The sequence below is a fragment of the Pseudomonas glycinae genome, assembly GCF_001594225.2.
Lineage (GTDB): Bacteria > Pseudomonadota > Gammaproteobacteria > Pseudomonadales > Pseudomonadaceae > Aquipseudomonas > Aquipseudomonas glycinae.
Genome location: NZ_CP014205.2, coordinates 1,413,821 through 1,431,744, shown reverse-complemented (window position 1 = coordinate 1,431,744; position 17,924 = coordinate 1,413,821). Strand labels below are relative to the sequence as shown.

General features: G+C 60.2%; 11 protein-coding genes. 7 read left to right on the top strand and 4 right to left on the bottom strand.

What is annotated here, in order from left to right; genetic code table 11:
- Positions 1 to 12 precede the first annotated feature (12 nt).
- The 5 genes from AWU82_RS06415 to AWU82_RS06395 all read left to right on the top strand — a co-directional run bounded on the left by AWU82_RS06415 (position 13) and on the right by AWU82_RS06395 (position 7,635).
- A complete protein-coding gene (locus tag AWU82_RS06415) occupies positions 13 to 1,587 on the top strand; it encodes an ABC transporter ATP-binding protein (RefSeq protein ID WP_064381361.1) in 1,575 nt (524 codons plus the stop codon).
- A gap of 166 nt (positions 1,588 to 1,753) precedes the next feature.
- Positions 1,754 to 3,169, top strand: a complete 1,416-nt coding sequence (locus AWU82_RS06410) for a sigma-54 interaction domain-containing protein (protein ID WP_064381360.1) — start codon at positions 1,754 to 1,756, stop codon at positions 3,167 to 3,169.
- A 274-nt stretch (positions 3,170 to 3,443) separates the two neighbouring features.
- Entirely contained in the window at positions 3,444 to 4,835 is a 1,392-nt protein-coding gene (locus AWU82_RS06405; RefSeq protein WP_007952055.1) for a GntP family permease, read from the top strand.
- Positions 4,836 to 4,842: 7 nt separating this feature from the next.
- On the top strand, positions 4,843 to 5,616 hold the full coding sequence (gene hbdH / locus AWU82_RS06400; protein ID WP_007952053.1) for a 3-hydroxybutyrate dehydrogenase: 774 nt from the start codon (positions 4,843 to 4,845) through the stop codon (positions 5,614 to 5,616).
- A 63-nt stretch (positions 5,617 to 5,679) separates the two neighbouring features.
- On the top strand, positions 5,680 to 7,635 hold the full coding sequence (locus AWU82_RS06395) for an acetoacetate--CoA ligase (RefSeq protein ID WP_064381357.1): 1,956 nt from the start codon (positions 5,680 to 5,682) through the stop codon (positions 7,633 to 7,635).
- A 46-nt stretch (positions 7,636 to 7,681) separates the two neighbouring features.
- On the opposite strand, the gene AWU82_RS06390 is transcribed toward AWU82_RS06395, so the two are convergent.
- Together AWU82_RS06390 and AWU82_RS06385 are read right to left on the bottom strand one after the other, a co-directional pair.
- Positions 7,682 to 11,485 (bottom strand): hypothetical protein, encoded by a 3,804-nt coding sequence (locus AWU82_RS06390; RefSeq protein ID WP_190241567.1) that lies wholly within the window; start codon positions 11,483 to 11,485, stop codon positions 7,682 to 7,684.
- Between the two features lie 128 nt (positions 11,486 to 11,613).
- Positions 11,614 to 12,720 carry a PilT/PilU family type 4a pilus ATPase gene (locus tag AWU82_RS06385; RefSeq protein WP_064381351.1) on the bottom strand — a complete coding sequence of 369 codons (1,107 nt, stop codon included), beginning with the start codon at positions 12,718 to 12,720 and terminating at the stop codon, positions 11,614 to 11,616.
- Between the two features lie 125 nt (positions 12,721 to 12,845).
- Here AWU82_RS06385 and AWU82_RS06380 point away from each other — a divergent pair, with 125 nt between their 5' ends.
- Complete coding sequence (locus AWU82_RS06380; protein ID WP_064381349.1) at positions 12,846 to 15,383, top strand: PAS domain-containing hybrid sensor histidine kinase/response regulator; 2,538 nt, start codon at positions 12,846 to 12,848, stop codon at positions 15,381 to 15,383.
- A 49-nt stretch (positions 15,384 to 15,432) separates the two neighbouring features.
- Positions 15,433 to 15,708, top strand: coding sequence for a peptidylprolyl isomerase (locus tag AWU82_RS06375; protein ID WP_007952044.1), 276 nt, complete (start codon positions 15,433 to 15,435; stop codon positions 15,706 to 15,708).
- Between the two features lie 49 nt (positions 15,709 to 15,757).
- On the opposite strand, the gene AWU82_RS06370 is transcribed toward AWU82_RS06375, so the two are convergent.
- Together AWU82_RS06370 and AWU82_RS06365 are read right to left on the bottom strand one after the other, a co-directional pair.
- Entirely contained in the window at positions 15,758 to 16,693 is a 936-nt protein-coding gene (locus AWU82_RS06370; protein ID WP_064381347.1) for a sugar kinase, read from the bottom strand.
- Complete coding sequence (locus AWU82_RS06365; RefSeq protein ID WP_064381345.1) at positions 16,693 to 17,913, bottom strand: amino acid deaminase; 1,221 nt, start codon at positions 17,911 to 17,913, stop codon at positions 16,693 to 16,695. The genes AWU82_RS06370 and AWU82_RS06365 overlap by 1 nt, the downstream gene beginning before the upstream one ends.
- Between the last annotated feature and the right edge of the window lie 11 nt (positions 17,914 to 17,924).

Here is a 17,924-nt window from a genome sequence, read left to right as displayed (position 1 = left end):
CGGATCCTTGAAATGACTGACAACCTGATCGAAATCCGTGATCTGAGCGTCGCCTTCCATGGCCAGACCGTGGTGAGCAACCTGTGCCTGGACATCCGCCCCGGCGAGTGCCTGGCGCTGGTCGGCGAGTCGGGTTCGGGCAAGTCGGTGACGGCCCACTCGATCCTGCAACTGCTCCCCGAATCCGATGCCAGAACGACCGGCAGTATTCGTTATCGCGGACAGGAACTGGTCGGCGCCGATCCCAAGACCCTTCGCGATCTGCGGGGCAACCGCATCGCCATGATTTTCCAGGAGCCGATGACCTCGCTCAATCCGTTGCACACGATTGAAAAGCAGATCGGCGAAACCCTGTTGCTGCACCGCGGCCTCGGCGGCAAAGAGGCTCAGGCGCGGATCCTCGAACTGCTGGAACTGGTGGGCATCCAGAAACCGAAAGAGCGACTGAAGGCTTATCCGCATCAGCTGTCCGGCGGGCAGCGCCAGCGGGTGATGATTGCGATGGCCCTGGCCTGCGAGCCGGAATTGCTGATCGCCGACGAACCAACCACCGCACTCGATGTGACCGTACAGCGCAAGATCCTGTTGCTGCTCAAATCCTTGCAACGGCGCCTGGGCATGTCGCTGCTGCTGATCAGCCATGACCTCAATCTGGTCCGCAGCATCGCCCAGCGTGTATGCGTAATGAAGGCCGGTGAGATCGTCGAGCAGGCGCCGTGCGAAACCCTGTTCACCGAACCGAAACATCCATACAGCTGCGTGTTGCTCAACGCTGAACCGGAAGGCGAAGCGCTGCCCCGGGACGAACGCGAAAATGTGCTGGAAGTCGATGACCTGCGAGTTGATTTCACCGTCGGCGGCGGGTTGTTCCAGCGCAAGCAATACCTGCGCGCGGTAGACGGTATCAGTCTGAACATCCAGCGCGGCAAAACGCTGGGCATCGTCGGCGAGTCCGGTTCGGGCAAGTCGACTCTCGGTCAGGCGATCCTGCGCCTGCTCGACTCCAAGGGCAGCATTCGTTTCCAGGGCACAGCCCTCGACGGCCTCGACCAGAAACAGATGCGCCCGTGGCGCCGCCAGATGCAGGTGGTGTTCCAGGACCCGTTCGGCAGCCTCAGCCCGCGCATGTCGGTGGCGCAGATCATCAGCGAGGGGCTGGAGGTGCATTGCCAGTCCACCGCCGAGGAGTGCGACGATCAGGTGATCCGCGTGCTCAAGGAAGTGGGCCTCGACCCTGAAAGCCGTCACCGCTACCCCCATGAGTTTTCCGGTGGTCAGCGCCAGCGCATTGCCATCGCCCGGGCGCTGGTGCTCAAACCGGCGCTGATCCTGCTCGACGAGCCGACTTCGGCGCTGGATCGTACCGTGCAGAAACAGGTGGTCGCCCTGCTCCGCCAGCTTCAGGAAAAACACGGCCTGACCTATTTGTTCATCAGTCATGACCTGGCCGTGGTGCGGGCGCTGGCCCACGACATGATCGTGATCAAGGACGGCAAGGTGGTGGAAAGCGGTGCCAGCCATGACGTGTTCGACTCACCGCAGCATCCCTATACCAAAGAGCTGTTGGCGGCGGCGCATCCGGGATAGGCATAATCAGCGCATGCCTTTGAACCGAGTCGCGGCTATCGCTGGCAAGCCAGCTCCCACAGGTTTATCGGGGGTACACGACATTTGTGAACGACCAAAAGCCCTGTGCGAGCTGGCTTGCCAGCGATAGGGCCAGGCCTGGCGGCACACATTCAGGATCAGTCAGATGAACACCACCGAAAGCCTCAAGGATTACCAACGGGTTCGCACCCTGGCGATTCGCTCGTTGTTCGAGATCATCGAGCAATCCAGTGAGGGCACGGTGATTGTCGACCGCGACGCGAACATCGTCTGGATGAACGAGCGCTACGCTCGGCGCTTCGGGCTCGATTCCGCCGCCGGGGCCATCGGCAAGCCTTGCGAAAGCGTGATCCCTGGCAGCCTGTTGCGTGAAGTGGTACGCACCGGTCGGCCGATTCTGCTGGACATGCAGGACACCCCGAAAGAACCGCTGGTGGTGATGCGCCTGCCGATCCATGACGACGCCGGGTCGGTGATCGGCGCCATCGGTTTTGCCCTGTTCGACGAACTGCGCGCGCTGTCGCCAATGCTCAAGCGCTACCTGAGCATGCAGGAAGAGCTGGCCTCGACCCGTTCGCTGCTGCGCGCCCGGCAGACCAAATACAATTTTGCCCACTTCATCGGCACCAGCGCTGCCAGCCTGGAAGTCAAACGCCGTGCCCGTCGCAGCGCCAGTGCCGAGTCGCCGGTGCTGTTGCTGGGCGAAACCGGCAGCGGCAAGGAGTTGCTGGCTCAAGCGATCCACGGCGCTTCGCCTCGGGCACACAAGGCGTTCGTCAGCGTCAACAGCGCGGCGATTCCTGAAGCACTGCTTGAAGCCGAGTTCTTTGGCACCGCCCCCGGTGCTTTTACCGGCGCCGACCGCAAGGGTCGCACCGGCAAGTTGCAGATTGCCCAGGGCGGGACGCTGTTTCTCGACGAGATCGGCGACATGCCGCTGCCCTTGCAAAGCAAATTGTTGCGGGTGTTGCAGGAAAAGGAGTTCGAACCCGTAGGCTCCAACGACGTGATCCAGAGCGATGTGCGGGTGATTGCCGCGACCTCGACGGATCTGGAGGCGGCGATCAAGCGCGGTGAGTTCCGCGCCGACTTGTATTACCGCCTCAACGTATTGCCAATTCAGGTGCCGCCACTGCGTGAACGACTGGACGATCTGCCGGCCCTCAGTGAGGCGATTCTTGAAGAACTGCGCAGTCAACATGAACTGAACCGCGAAGCGCTGGAGCTGCTGGGTCAGCATGCCTGGCCAGGCAATATCCGCGAGCTGCGCAATGTACTGGAGCGGGCAGCGTTGCTCAGCGATGACTTGATGCTGACGGCGGATGACATTCGCTCTGCAATTGGAACGTTTACACCGGTTGAACGAACGCTGGCACCCCTGCCTGAACCGGCAATCAACGAGACCTTCAGTCAAGCCCGGGAGCGTTTTGACCGGCAGTTGATTCAATCCACCCTCGTGCAATGCGGAGGCAAGGTGATCGAGGCGGCTGAGCGGCTGGGACTGGGTCGCTCGACGCTGTACAAGAAAATGATTGCGCTGGGGATCGCAGAGTCTCAATAAGGAGACACAGCTCTCCAAATCAAGACAACATCAAAAGCATCGCGGGCGAGCCCGCTCCCACAGGGTAACGCACTCAACTGTGGGAGCGGGCTTGCCCGCGAAAGCGTCCTCTCAGTCATAGAAGTCTCAAAAAAGAGACAAAACCTCGAAAGCCGCCACCAAAAATCAAACAAATTCCTTTAATTTCAAAAAGTTAAGCATCTGGCACAGTTCTCGCTTACGCCTCTACCTGCACCCGTTCCACCCACAAAAATAACAATCGAAGGAGCACACCATGAGTGTGATCATCGCCTTGGCAGCTCTCGCGCTGCTGATGCTCGCGGCCTACCGTGGCTACAGCGTTATCCTTTTTGCTCCGATTGCCGCCCTCGGCGCCGTCCTGCTCACCGACCCGTCCGCCGTCGCCCCCGCCTTCACCGGCGTGTTCATGGAGAAGATGGTCGGTTTCATCAAACTCTACTTTCCCGTGTTCCTGCTCGGCGCCGTGTTCGGCAAGCTGATCGAACTCTCGGGTTTCTCCCGCTCGATTGTCGCGGCAGCGATTCGCTTGCTCGGTACCCGCCAGGCGATGCTGGTGATCGTGCTGGTCTGCGCCCTGCTTACCTACGGCGGCGTTTCGCTGTTCGTCGTGGTATTTGCGGTCTACCCGTTCGCAGCGGAGATGTTCCGCCAGAGCAACATACCCAAGCGCCTGATCCCGGCAACCATCGCCCTCGGCGCGTTCTCCTTCACGATGGACGCCCTGCCCGGCACGCCGCAGATCCAGAACATCATCCCCAGCACTTTCTTCAACACCACCGCCTGGGCGGCGCCGTGGCTGGGTGTGATCGGTACGATTTTCGTGTTCTGCGCCGGCATGCTGTTTCTGCAACGCCAGCGCAACAAGGCGCAGCGTGCCGGTGAAGGCTACGGCACCGAACTGCGCAACGAACCGGAAACCGCCGAAGACCTGAAACTGCCGAACCCATGGATCGCCCTGTCGCCGCTGCTGGCGGTGGGCATCATGAACCTGCTGTTCACCCAGTGGATTCCGCAGTGGTACGGCAAGACCCACAGCCTCGCGCTGCCGGGCATGGCCGCGCCGGTCACTACCGAGATCGCCAAACTCACGGCGATCTGGGCGGTGCAGGCAGCCCTTTTGGTCGGCATCCTGATGGTGCTGGCATTCGGTTTTAAAGCGATCAAAAGCAAGCTAGCCGAGGGCAGCAAAAGCGCAGTCAGCGGTGCGCTGCTGGCGGCGATGAACACTGCTTCGGAATACGGTTTCGGCGCCGTCATCGCCTCGTTGCCGGGGTTTCTGGTGCTGGCCGACTGGCTCAAGAGCATCCCCAATCCGCTGGTCAACGAAGCGATCACCGTGACCCTGCTGGCCGGTATCACCGGCTCTGCTTCGGGTGGCATGAGCATCGCGCTGGCGGCGATGTCCGAACAATTCATCAGCGCCGCCCACGCCGCCAACATTCCGCTGGAAGTGCTGCACCGGGTGGCCGCGATGGCCAGCGGCGGCATGGACACCCTGCCGCACAACGGCGCGGTGATCACCCTGCTCGCCGTCACTGGCCTGACTCACCGTGAGGCCTACAAGGACATTTTCTGTATTACGCTGATCAAGACCCTGGCGGTTTTCGTGGTGATCGGCACTTTCTACGCCACTGGCATTGTGTGAGGTATTGATGACGACTCTTTCTGGCAAGACCGCACTGGTTACCGGCTCCACCAGCGGCATCGGGCTGGGCATCGCCCTGACGCTGGCCAAGGCTGGCGCCAACCTGATCCTCAACGGTTTTGGCGACGCGTCGAAGGTGATCGCCGAAGTCGAACAGTTCGGCGGCAAGGTCGGCCATCACCCGGCGGATGTCAGCGACCCGGCGCAAATCGCCGACATGATCGCCTACGCCGAGCGCGAGTTCGGCGGCGTGGACATTCTGGTCAATAACGCCGGTATCCAGCACGTTGCGGCGGTGGAGGAATTTCCGGTGGAGCGCTGGGATTCGATCATCGCCATCAACCTGTCGTCGGTGTTTCACAGCACTCGCCTGAGTTTGCCGGGCATGCGCGCCAAGGGCTGGGGGCGAATCGTCAACATCGCTTCGGTGCACGGTCTGGTCGGTTCCACCGGCAAAGCCGCGTACGTGGCAGCCAAACATGGGGTGATCGGCCTGACCAAGGTGGTCGGCCTGGAAACCGCCGCCAGCAACGTCACCTGCAACGCCATCTGCCCGGGCTGGGTGCTGACGCCGCTGGTGCAGAAGCAGATCGATGATCGCGCAGCCAAGGGCGTCGACCCGCAGCAGGCGCAACACGATTTGCTGGCCGAAAAACAGCCATCGCTGGAGTTCGTCACGCCTGCACACCTGGGTGAACTGGTGTTGTTCCTGTGCAGCGAGGCCGGCAGCCAGGTGCGTGGCGCAGCGTGGAATATCGATGGCGGGTGGCTCGCGCAGTAAGCGTGCAAATGATCGCTCCCACGCTGTCGTGGGAGCCTTCTGACCAACAATAAGAGGCAAACCATGTCCGACATTCTCTGGCAGCCCGATGCGAAACGCATTGCCCGGTCCCGCATGGACGGCTTTCGGCGCTTCATCAATCAGCGCCACCACCTGAAGCTCGACGACTACCCTGCGCTGCACCAATGGTCGATCGACCAGCGCGAAGCGTTCTGGCAAGCGATCGTGGATTTCTTCGGCATCAGTTTTCACACCCAACCGGACGCCGTTCTGCGCGGAGGCCTGAAAATGCCGGGTGCCGAGTGGTTTCCCGGTGCCACTCTGAACTTCGCCGAGCATCTGCTTAGCCGACGCGACGATGCCATCGCCGTGATCGCTATCGGGGAAAACGGCCAGCGTGAACTGCTGACCTGGGCCGAACTGGCCCACCAGGTCGCCGGTTTTCAGGCCAGCCTGCAAGCGGCCGGCGTAGTGGTTGGCGACCGGGTTGCGGCCTGCATGCCCAATACCTGGCAAACCCTGGTGGCGATGCTCGCGACCACCAGTCTCGGCGCAATCTGGTCATGCTCCTCGCCGGACTTCGGCACCCACGGCGTGATCGACCGCTTCGGCCAGATCGAACCGAAGGTGCTGATCACCTGCGCCGGCTACCGTTACGCTGGCAAGGAGATCGACCAGACCGTCAAGGTCAATGAAATCCTCGAACAGCTGCCGTCACTGCAACAGCTGATCATCGTGCCCTACGCGCGACCTCACGCCCATGCCACGGATTACCGGACACCCGCCAACGTCACGCTGTGGGACGACTTCTACGAACCGGGCGATGAACCGCACTTCGTCCCGGTGCCCTTCGACCATCCGCTGTACGTGCTGTATTCCAGCGGCACCACCGGCGTGCCGAAGTGCATCGTGCACAGCACCGGCGGCGTGTTGCTGCAACACGCCAAGGAACACGGGCTGCATGTCGATCTGGGTCCCGGCGACCGGTTGTTCTACTACACCACGTGTGGCTGGATGATGTGGAACTGGCTGGTCTCGGCGCTGGCGGTCGGCAGCGCGGTGGTGCTGTATGACGGTTCACCGTTTTACCCGGACAACGAGCGGTTGCTGGAGCTGCTCGACGATGAGCAGGTCAGCGTGTTCGGCACCAGTCCGAAATTCCTCGCCACACTGGAAAGCAGCGGCATCAAACCGCGTGAAAGCTACGACCTGAGCCACCTGAAAACCCTGCTCTGCACCGGCTCCGCACTGTCGCCGCAGAGTTATGACTTCGTCTATCGCGACTTCAAACCGGATGTGTGCCTGTCCTCGATGTCCGGCGGTACGGACATCGTGTCCTGCTTTGTCAACGGCAATCCGCTGACGCCGGTACGCCGGGGCGAGATCATGGGCAAGAGCCTGGCCATGGCAGTGGAAGTATGGAACGACGCCGGGCAACCGGTGATCGGCGAAAAAGGTGAGTTGGTGTGCACTCGCCCCTTCCCAGCGATGCCCATCGGACTCTGGAACGATCCCGAGGGCGAAAAGCTGCGCAAATCCTATTTCAGCCAGTTCCCCAGGGTCTGGGCCCAGGGTGACTACGCAGAACAGCTGCCCCACGGCGGGATGCTGATTCACGGCCGCTCCGACGCCGTGCTCAACCCCGGCGGCGTGCGCATCGGCACGGCGGAAATCTACCGTCAGGTGGAGAAAGTCCCGCAAGTGCTGGACAGCGTCGCCATCGGCCAACAGTGGCAGGATGACGTGCGGGTGGTGCTGTTCGTACGCCTCAAGGACGGCCTAACGCTGGATGAGGCACTGCAACAGCAGATCCGCCAGGTGATCCGCGCCAACACCACGCCGCGCCATGTACCGGCGAAAATCGTCGCGGTCACCGACATTCCGCGCACCATCAGCGGCAAAGTGGTGGAGCTGGCCGTGCGCAATGTGGTGCACGGTGAACCAGTGAAAAACACCGACGCGCTGGCCAATCCGCAAGCGCTCGAGCAGTTTCGCGATCGACCGGAATTGAACAGCTGACAACAGCGTTCCTGTGCCAGGAGCGCTGTTCTGTAATGCAGACGGATCATTCAGGTCGGTTCAGGGTCAGCACCACCGGGTCGGCAATCGCACCGGTGCGACGGGTCGCGAGACAGGCTTCAAGCGTGTAGAGGTTGCGCTCGAATTCCGGTTTGTCGGTGTAGTACTGGCCAAGCAACGAGATGACCAAGGCCAGTGAGTCAGCGTTTTCAACGGCCTTGGCTGCCGAGTGGTATTGCGTCGTGGCGCCGTCCTCATCCATCGCAAGTCTGCCGCTGGCAAGATTGAGCAGCGACGCAACGTTCAGCATCTGGTCAGCCTCGCCACTCTTGGCGGTATCGCTGGCGTAGCTGACATCTTCAGTCTGCGCTGCACCGTGCAGCATCTCGTGAATCAGGTCATCCGCCACTACAGCGTGGTTGTAGGCGTGCCCGATGAAATGAGCGTTCAGATTGCGCGTATAGATTTCCATGAACATCACCTTGGGTCGCTCGTTGGCACTGGCGGCGATCCATTGCCGGTACAACTGCGGATTGAAGGAGGCGATATTGCCGTTGTCCTTGTACGGGTCAAGGATCAGATTGCTCAGTGAAAAACCGGCGAAGTCCGTGCGGATCAGCTTCAGGTATTTCAACAACCGGTCCTTGGCATCCGAGGTATTGCTGCCTAGAAAGGCCTTGATGATGAAATCCCGTTCCTTGGTGAAATCATGATCGCCAAGGGCCTTGATCGCCTGTTCGATCTTCGCCTTGGCCTTCGGCAAGCTGTTCTCGATGACGGCCCGGGTGTAACTGATCGGCAGTGTTTTATGGAATTGGCTCACCCTGAAAGGCGAATCGATCGCGAAATGGCTCAGCTTTGGCCCCCAGGCCTTGCCCGTGCGATCAAGTGCGTACCAATGGAAGTCTTCGCGTGCAGCCAGAACGGTCAGGGTGTCGGCACTGACCGCTTTCGGGCGCCAGGTGCCTTGTCCGACGATCGCGTTGTGACGGGTACCGAGCAGTCGCCCGGATTTGTGAGTGCCTTTGATATGACTCATCTGTGATTTGGCCAGCGCAATGATTTCCTGAGTCTGCCGACTCAAACGCATCCCGCCCTTATAGACCAGCTTGCCCGTGCCGCGCACGACTGAAGGCAGGTCATCCAGCGGGTTGAAAATGGCAATCCCGGTAGCAATTGCCAGCTTGGCGAGGTGCCCCAGTCTGGTGGTCAGCGAGGAAGCCTTTGACACGATCGAAGCTGTTTTGCTGGCAACACCCGCAACGGTGCCCACCAGTGCAATGGCATCCATGGCGCAACCGTAGAGGCCGTCGACCACCAGATTGTGTTCGCCGGAACTGAGGTCCTGAATGCAGCGTTTGAATGGCACGGCGAGATCCACGATGTAGGTTGCCACCACTTCACCCTTTGCCCGCTCACGTTCGAGTTCCGTGGGCACAGTAGCGGCCGCCCGCAGTTGCTCAAAAGTCATCAACGGATGCCGCGACACGACAAGAGCCGAAATCTGCTCGATCCGCGGGTCAGAGAAATTCTGGTACTCGCTGTTTTTCGGTTTTGAAGGCGTGGTCGGTGCAGACAACACAATCAACTTGTCGATAATCGCTTCGCTGCGCGTGACTTTGAAATCATTCGCCACGCCTTCGATGTAGCACTTGATATTGATCGGCAACCGCTGTTTGGGAGTCGGTGCTACATGGGTCTTCAGATCGCCCTTGAAATCCACCCGGGCCGGGGCCTGGAGCTTGCCACTGCTGACGATCAGTCTGGCCAGTTCATCGTTACGGTGGATTTCACCCCGCAGGGTGAACACTTCATAGCAACTCGTTTTGCCGCCATGGGTGGCACACATGACAACACCGAACCGTCCCGTCGCGGCATCCTTTGCGGCCTGGCTCTCGACGGGCTCTTCTCGGGTCAACGGCCCGCCTATTGGAGTGGTACGAGTGATGACGGCAGAGTCGCGTACGGTCAGAAACGTCAATTCACCGCGCAGCACATCCTGCAGGTCGAAATAGGACATCCGCGACAGCGCCAGCTTGAGGGTTGTGGCCAGGGCTTCGTTCAACTGGTCCAGATGACTGCGCAGCTGACGGATGAATTCGACATTGTTATCTACCAACCGCAACAGTTGTGGATAGCGACGGTAAATGCTCTCGACCGATGGATCGTGAAGTGCAGGTCTGCTGCCGGTTATCTGGGATAGCAGATCGGGCGTCTTGCTGTCTGGAAAGACAGGGCGAAAGTTCCACTGCTGTGTTGTGAGATCGCCGGACATGTGCAGATCGATCATCGACATGGTGGTCGGGGACGCCCCAAGTCCAGGACGCTGATTGAGCCGCGGCTTTTCCAGAAAGTCGCAACCCGGGGTGGCAGGCTCCAGCGCTGCCCTGGCGATGGCCCTGCGGTCAGGCAGTGGCGTGGAATAGGCAATACTGACCTGAGAGAAATTCGCCACGTACTGCTGATAGGCGACGATGGCCCGCTGCGTTGTCGCCTGCTCGTCCTGCTTCAGCTCGGTTTCAGTGACGACTGCGTTGATCAACGCCCAGTCCACGATCGGATCGATCAATGCCAGCGCATGCACATCGGCCAGCGCCTGACTGACTGGCTCCAGCTGCGCATACGCCATGATCTGCGCATAAGTCATCACGCGCGCAGCGCCTTGAACGACTGCTTCGACCAGAGCGACACCCCGACAGAACGCCACCCACTCGAGCGATCCGATCGTGATGGAGGTCGGAATCTGCCTGACAATGAATTCAGGGGCAACCTGTGCCAGACACAAGTGAATCGCCAGAGGTGCCGAATCGTGCCTGACCCATTGATTGCTCACCATATGATCACGCAATCCCTCCAGGACAACCGATGCCGGCCTGCCGAGATAACGGGGCGAGTACATCTCGTAACTGCCGACAGACTTTCTGTTCTGCGGCTTGCCGATAAATGGATTGATATCCAGCAACAGCGCAGTTACCAACAGCTGGTCAAGTTGCGACTCGGACATCGTCTGCCCCGCCTGCGAGCCATACCAGCCCAACCGCTGCAGGCATGAGCGCGCCCAGTCCTGCGATATCGAATGGCCAATGACTTGTTTTAACAACACCGCTGCATTGTCATGCACTGCAACCCCGACCCGGGAACCCGACATCAAACTATCCAGCAACCTGGATTGACTGGGTAATTGCCGAGACGTGACGTTTTTGATCGCCAGGCATTGTTCGGAAGACAACGTAATGAATGATTGATCGTCCACGACGAGTTGCCCGCTATAGTTCCCAAGTTCATCAACTTCCGGAAAATCGAACTCAAAGTAAGCAATCAGATTATTCAGCTGAGCGACCGTAGTGGGCACATCATAGCCATGAAACCCCAGCCATTGTTCCACGGTAATTTCGTTGTCTGTCCATACATACCCACCCGTTTCCCTGGCGATATCCGTTATCAGCGACAACACCGAGTGATCGAATCCCAACCCTTCGCGATTCTTGTGATCCTTGAAATCAATCCAGCCATCTGGAGCGAATACTTCCATTTTTCCCGACTGAGCAACGCAAATCGGCGGTCGGTCCTGCTGCGTCAGGCCCAGCAACAGACTTCGCATGGCAACTGTTTGGGTCAAGCGACTCAAGAGCGCCTTGCCAGGCGCATGAATCAAATCCAGAGAGGAGTTCTTTTGCAATTCGATCTGGTAGTCCCATCCCAGAATTTTCTGGTCTGTCGCACTGTTCGCCAGACTCAACTTAAGTTCCGCCACTACCAGATTGCGCTCTAACGCATCAGCATCAAGGCGCTGTTGTGCGTCTATACCGGCTGCATACTTGAAAAATTTCTCGTTCGTTTTATAGCTCATAGCTCCCTCATGAATAACAATGTATGCCTGCTTGGCGGAGGCGATCCTACTTCCACCCAACAAACTTTCCAGCCGTTATTCATGAGACAACATTTCAATCAGACAAACAGAGGCTGAAATCAATCCCTTCAATCAGCCAACCCCCACTCACCCGCACTTGAAGTGGGCGTCTCGCCCTGGCGCTCCAACTTCAACTTCAACTTTAAATTATTGATTGAGTCCGCATGTTTAAGTGCCTCCTGCACACTTAAAACACCTTCAACCACCAACTTGTAAAGTGCGTCATCGAAAGTCTGCATGCCCAGCTCTGTGGATTTTTCCATGATGACTTTCAACTCGCCCAGTTCATTGCGACGAATGAGGTCGGCAATGGTGGGTGACCCCAACATGACTTCCACTGCCGCCCGTCGCTGGCCATCAAGCGTGCGTACCAGACGTTGGGAAACGAAGGCCTTCAAATGATTGCCTAAACTGTGCAGCAATTGCGGGCGACGCTCTTCGGGAAAGAAATTGATGATCCGGTCCAGCGCCTGATTGGCGTTGTTGGCGTGCAAAGTCGACAGGACCAGATGCCCGGTTTCGGCGAAGGCCAGCGCATGCTCCATGGTCTCGCGGTCACGGATCTCGCCGATCAGCACCAGGTCCGGGGCCTGGCGCAGGGTGTTCTTGAGCGCAGCGTGAAAGCTGCGGGTATCGACCCCGACTTCGCGCTGGTTGATGATCGACTTTTTGTGGCGATGGATGTATTCCACCGGGTCTTCAATGGTGATGATGTGCCCGCTGCTATGGCGATTGCGATGATCGATCAATGCCGCCAGCGACGTGGACTTGCCCGAGTCCGTAGCACCGACAAACAGGATCAGCCCCTGTTTGAGCATCACCGTTTCCAGCAATACCGCTGGCAATTTGAGGTCTTCGAATCGCGGAATGTCGAGTTTGACGTTACGGATCACGATCGACACGTCGTTGCGTTGTTTGAAAATATTGACCCGGAAGCGGCCGATCCCGGTGCGGGAAATCGCCAGGTTCATTTCCAGATCCCGGTCGAACTCCCGTCGTTGTTCGGCGTCCATCAGGGAGACGGCGATAGTGGCCACCTCACCGGGTTTGAAGGGCTGCTCGCTCAAGGGCGTGAGCACCCCGTCGAACCGCGCACTGGGTGGTGCGCCCGTGGACAGGAACAGATCCGAACCGTGACGGCTCGCCAGTTGTTTGAGCAGTGCGTCGATTTCCATGGCCAAAAGCACCTGCGAAGCTTTCAATGAACACAAGACCGCGCCGTGACGCGACGTGCCTTACAGCGTCTACCGCACTAGGATAGTAGACGCCGCCTCACCGACCGACGCTCAGGATTGATGTGATGAACGCTGTACCGAACACCAACGACGCCCAGACATTGATCGCCCGAACCGACTGGAGCCGCAGCCCGCTGGGCGCCGCCGGCACCTGGCCTCAGAGCCTGCGCACCGCGGTGGACATCGTGATTCACTCGCCGATGCCGATGCTGCTGTTGTGGGGCCCGCAATTGACCCAGATCTACAACGACGGCTTCGCGCTGCTGGCCGGCAACAAGCATCCGCACGCTTTCGGACAACCAGCGCACCAGATATGGCCGGAACTCCGAGACTTTACCGACCCTATTTACAGCGCCGTCCTACAGGGCCAGGTACGAACCTACAGCGAACGACGCTTCACCCTGCAACGGGACGGCCAGGAGTCCGACTTCTGGCTTGACCTGACCTACAGCCCGATCCGCGACGAAAGCGCGCAGGTGGCTGGAATTCTGGTCACCGCCATCGAAACCAACGAACGGCGACGCATTGCCCTGGAACTGCAACAGCGCTCCGAAGATAGCCTCAAGGCCCAGCGCGAAAGCGAAGAGCGCCTGCAACTGGCGCTGGCAGCCACCGATGCGGTGGGCACCTGGGATTGGGACATCGGCGAAGACCGCTTCATTGCCGACGCGCATTTCGCCCAGTTGCACGGTGTCGATCCAGCGCTGGCCGGTCAGTTGCCGATCAGCGAGTATCTGCACGGCGTGCACCCCGAAGACCGCGCAATGATCGCCCGCAGTATCAAGCATTGCATTACCCACGGCACCGAATACGCCGAGGAATACCGCCTGCTGCAGGCCAACGGCGAGCTGCGCTGGGTGTTCGCCCGCGGGCGTTGCTACAAGGATCATCATGGTCGGCCGACGCGCTTTCTCGGCGCTGCGCTGGATCTGACCGAACGCAAGCACACCGAACAGGCATTGCGGCAAAGTCAGACCGAGCTGCAACTGATCATCAACGCCATGCCGATCCTGATCAGTTATGTCGACCACGAGGAACGCTTTCGCCTGAACAACGCCGCTTACCTCGACTGGTACGGGCTCACGCCGCAGGAGCTGTACGGTCGCACGATCCGCGAGGTGATCGGCGAAGAGGCCTATTTCCTGCGGGCGCCGTACATCGCCGAAGCCCTGGCCGGTCGCCCCTGCTCGTTCAGCCTGTACACGCCGCACCGCGACGGCAGCCAGCGGCATGCCTTGATGAATTACCTGCCGCGCCAAGGTGCGGACGGTGCAGTGAACGGTTTCTACATCTTCGTGATCGACGAAACCGAACGAAAAAAGACCGAAGAAGCCCTGCGCAACCTCAATGAAACCCTTGAGGAGCGTGTGAGTGCGCGCACCGAACAACTGGCTCAGGCCAACCAGCGTTTGCAGAACGAGATGTTCGAACGCGAGCGCGCCGAAGATGCTCTGCGCCACGCGCAGAAAATGGAAGCGGTCGGCCAGCTTACCGGCGGCATCGCCCACGACTTCAACAACATGCTGACCGGCATCATCGGCAGCCTCGACCTGATGCAACGCTACATCGCCAGTGGCCGCGCCGATGAAATCGGCCGTTTCACCGATGCGGCGGTGTCCTCGGCCAACCGCGCGGCCGCGTTGACCCATCGCCTGCTGGCGTTCTCCCGGCGTCAGTCGCTGGATCGCAAGACCCTCGACGTTAACGAGCTGATCCATTCGCTGGAAGATCTGATCCGCCGCACCAAGGGTGATCCGATCGAGCTCAAGTTGCGCCTGGCCGACAATGTATGGCCGGTCAGCACCGATGTCAGCCAACTGGAAAACGCGCTGCTCAACCTGGTGATCAACGCCCGTGACGCCATGCCTGACGGCGGTGAGCTGCTGATCGAAACCGCCAACGTCTACCTCGACGGCAACGACATCACCACCCTCGAACCGGTCAAGGCCGGTGATTACCTGATGCTGGCGGTGAGCGACAACGGCACCGGCATGACGCCTTCAGTACGTTCCAAAGCGTTCGATCCGTTCTTTACGACCAAACCCATCGGGCAAGGCACCGGTCTCGGCTTGTCGATGATTTATGGCTTTGCCCAGCAATCGGGTGGGCACGTCAGCCTCGACAGCCTGCCGGGCCAGGGCACCTGCGTGCGCCTGTACTTGCCGCGTTTGTATGCACTGGAAGCGGAGCTGCCGGCAATCGAAGCGGTTGCCGAGGCTCCGGCTGTCGCCACTGGCGAAACCGTGGTGGTGGTCGAGGACGATCCGGCAGTGCGCATGCTGGTCATGGACCTGCTCAAGGAGCTGGGTTATCGCGCCCATGAGGCCGAAGATGCCAAGGGTGCCCTGCCGTTGCTCGAATCCGACTTGCGGGTTGACCTGCTGGTGACAGACGTCGGCCTGCCGGGCATGAACGGTCGGCAAATGGCGGAGATCGCCCGCCAGCATCGTCCGGGGCTCAAAGTGTTGTTCATGACCGGTTACGCGCAGAAAGCCGCCGAGCGTCAGGGCTTTCTCGAAGACGGCATGGACATGGTCGCCAAACCGTTCTCCATCGAGCAACTGGCCGGCAAGATCCGCACGATGCTCAGCCAAAACCCGTGACTTGAGGCATAATCCGCGCCCGCCGTCACCCCGCTACAGGTATTGCACGATGAAAGCCCAAGCCCGCCACATTCTGGTGAAAACCGCCGAAGAGGCTGAAAAACTCAAACAACGCATCGCCAACGGTGAAGCGTTCGATGTGCTGGCGAAGAAATTTTCGACCTGCCCGTCCGGCAAGCGCGGCGGCGATCTGGGTGAAGTGCGGCCGGGGCAAATGGTCGGTGCGATCGATGCGGTGATCTTCAAAAAACCGCTGCGCACCGTGCATGGGCCGATCAAGAGCAAGTTCGGGTATCACCTGGTGCAGGTGTTTTACCGCGACTGATCCAGCACCCTGAAGGCGCGAGTTTCGGCAGCGCCTTCAGGGATCGGAATCAATCCTTGGGGATCAGCGCACCAGGCACTTGAATGACCTGACTGGCCAAGCGGTGTCCCGCATCCGCCGCCTGCGCCGGGCTTGCGCCGGACAAACGACTGGCCAGGTACGCCGCACTGAACGAATCCCCCGCCGCCGTGGTGTCCACCACTGTCTCGACCTTCTGCGCCGGGACTTCAAACGCTTCCCCGTCACAACGGATCAAGCACGCTTCGGCGCCACGCTTGAGCACCACTTCCGGCGTGCCGATCTGCGCGTACGCTGCAAACACCGCGTCACAGTCTTCGAAATGGAACAGCGCCTGTTCGTCGTCCACCGTCAGCAATGCCAGATCGACGTGAGGCAACACGCTGCGATACGCCGCTCGCGCCTCCTCCACTGAAGCCCACAGGCGTGGGCGGTAGTTGTTGTCGAACACGATCCGCGCGTCACGCTGGCGGGCCTCGATCAAGGTCTCGATCAGTTTTTCCCGACCCAGGGCTCCGAGTACCGCCAGCGTGATACCGCTGAAATACAGCACGTCGTAATCCGCCAGCGCCGCCAGAATCGGTGCGGCGGCTGGCGTAGTGAAGCAGTCGCGCACAGCGGCTTCGTTGCGCCAGTAAAGGAAACGACGTTCGCCGGCAGCGTCCGTTTGAATGCAATACAGGCCCGGCAAACGACCGGGCAAGCGCTGGACCAGATCCAGACCAATGCCTTCGTCGGCCCATATGCGGCACATCGCGTCACTGAAACTGTCGTCGCCCAGCGCCGTGACGTAATCGACCTGCGCCTTGTCGCCCATCGCGCGGGACAGATAGACCGCCGTGTTCAGCGTGTCACCGCCAAAGCTCTGTTGCAGGCTGCCGTCGGCACGTTGCTGGAGTTCGATCATGCATTCGCCGATCAGGGCGATGCGCGGGGTGTTCGGACCCAAAGGACTGAGCGCGATCATCAGAAACAGGTTTCCATGGTTTCGATCACCGACAGTTGCTCGTCCACCAGCAGCCCCACGCGCCACTTGTCGAAGGTCAGGCATGGGTGCGAAGTGCCGAAGGAAATGATGTCGCCCACGCGCAACTCCACGCCCGGCGCCACGGTCATGAACGCATGCTGGTCCATCACCGCCGTCACTTTGCAGGCGCCGACATCGTCGCCCACCGCCGGCAGCACACCGGCCTTGTAACGTAGCAACGGCACCGGCATCCCGGCATCGAACGCCACGTCACGCTTGCCCAGGGCAATCACCGCGAAGCCCGGCTCCGGCAGCGACTGCACGTGGGCCCAGACTTCCAGCGCCGGACGCAGCCCTTCGTGCAGGTCACTGCGACGATCGAGCACGCAGCACTGCGCCTCCTTATAGATGCCATGGTCGTGAGCCACGTAACTGCCGGGACGCAATACGCTGAGGAAACGCCCGCCAGCATTCTGCGCTTCGAACGACTCGGCGATCAGGTCGTACCACGCCGAACCCGACGCAGTGATGATCGGCTTGGCAATGGCGAATGCGCCGCTGTCCTGCAACTGCACGGCCAGGCGTACCAGCGAAGCCGCGAATTCACGGATGCCGCTGACGGCGTGATCGCCATGGATCACGCCTTCGTAACCTTCGATACCGGTCAAGGCCAGCGCCGGTTGCGTACCGATAGCCTTGGCCAGTTCAATGACTTCCTGCTCGCTGCGGCAACCGCAACGGCCGCCGACCACGCCGTATTCGATCATCACGTTCAGACGCACACCGCGCGATGCGAAATAAGCGCCCAGATCGGCGACGTTGTCCGGGTGATCGACCATGCAATAGAAATCGAAGCCGGAATCGGCCGCCAGCAGATCGGCAATCAGCGCCATGTTCGGCGTACCGACCAGTTGGTTGGCCATCAACACCCGGCGCACGCCGTGGGCGTAAGCAGCTCGGGTCTGGGTGGCGCTGGCCAGGGTGATGCCCCACGCGCCGGCTTCGAGCTGACGACGAAACAGCGCCGGGGTCATGCTGGTCTTGCCGTGGGGCGCGAGTTCGGCGCCGCTGTTGCTGACGAACGTCTGCATCCAGCGGATGTTGTGCTCCAGCGCTTCGCGGTGCAGCACCAGCGCGGGCAGGCTGATGTCACGCACCAGTTGCGCGCCGAGGGCAGCATCGCCCTTTTCCACGGCAGCAGTGTTGTTGGCAGTCGTCATGGTCGAACTCC

Bases quoted from the DNA above. Each gene is read 5' to 3' on its own strand.
- AWU82_RS06380 (WP_064381349.1), top strand. From the start codon at position 12,846: ATGAACGCTGTACCGAACACCAACGACGCCCAGACATTGATCGCCCGA.
- AWU82_RS06375 (WP_007952044.1), top strand. From the start codon at position 15,433: ATGAAAGCCCAAGCCCGCCACATTCTGGTGAAAACCGCCGAAGAGGCT.
- AWU82_RS06415 (WP_064381361.1), top strand. From the start codon at position 13: ATGACTGACAACCTGATCGAAATCCGTGATCTGAGCGTCGCCTTCCAT.
- hbdH (WP_007952053.1), top strand. From the start codon at position 4,843: ATGACGACTCTTTCTGGCAAGACCGCACTGGTTACCGGCTCCACCAGC.
- AWU82_RS06385 (WP_064381351.1), bottom strand. From the start codon at position 12,720: ATGGAAATCGACGCACTGCTCAAACAACTGGCGAGCCGTCACGGTTCG.
- AWU82_RS06410 (WP_064381360.1), top strand. From the start codon at position 1,754: ATGAACACCACCGAAAGCCTCAAGGATTACCAACGGGTTCGCACCCTG.
- AWU82_RS06395 (WP_064381357.1), top strand. From the start codon at position 5,680: ATGTCCGACATTCTCTGGCAGCCCGATGCGAAACGCATTGCCCGGTCC.
- AWU82_RS06365 (WP_064381345.1), bottom strand. From the start codon at position 17,913: ATGACGACTGCCAACAACACTGCTGCCGTGGAAAAGGGCGATGCTGCC.
- AWU82_RS06370 (WP_064381347.1), bottom strand. From the start codon at position 16,693: ATGATCGCGCTCAGTCCTTTGGGTCCGAACACCCCGCGCATCGCCCTG.
- AWU82_RS06390 (WP_190241567.1), bottom strand. From the start codon at position 11,485: ATGAGCTATAAAACGAACGAGAAATTTTTCAAGTATGCAGCCGGTATA.
- AWU82_RS06405 (WP_007952055.1), top strand. From the start codon at position 3,444: ATGAGTGTGATCATCGCCTTGGCAGCTCTCGCGCTGCTGATGCTCGCG.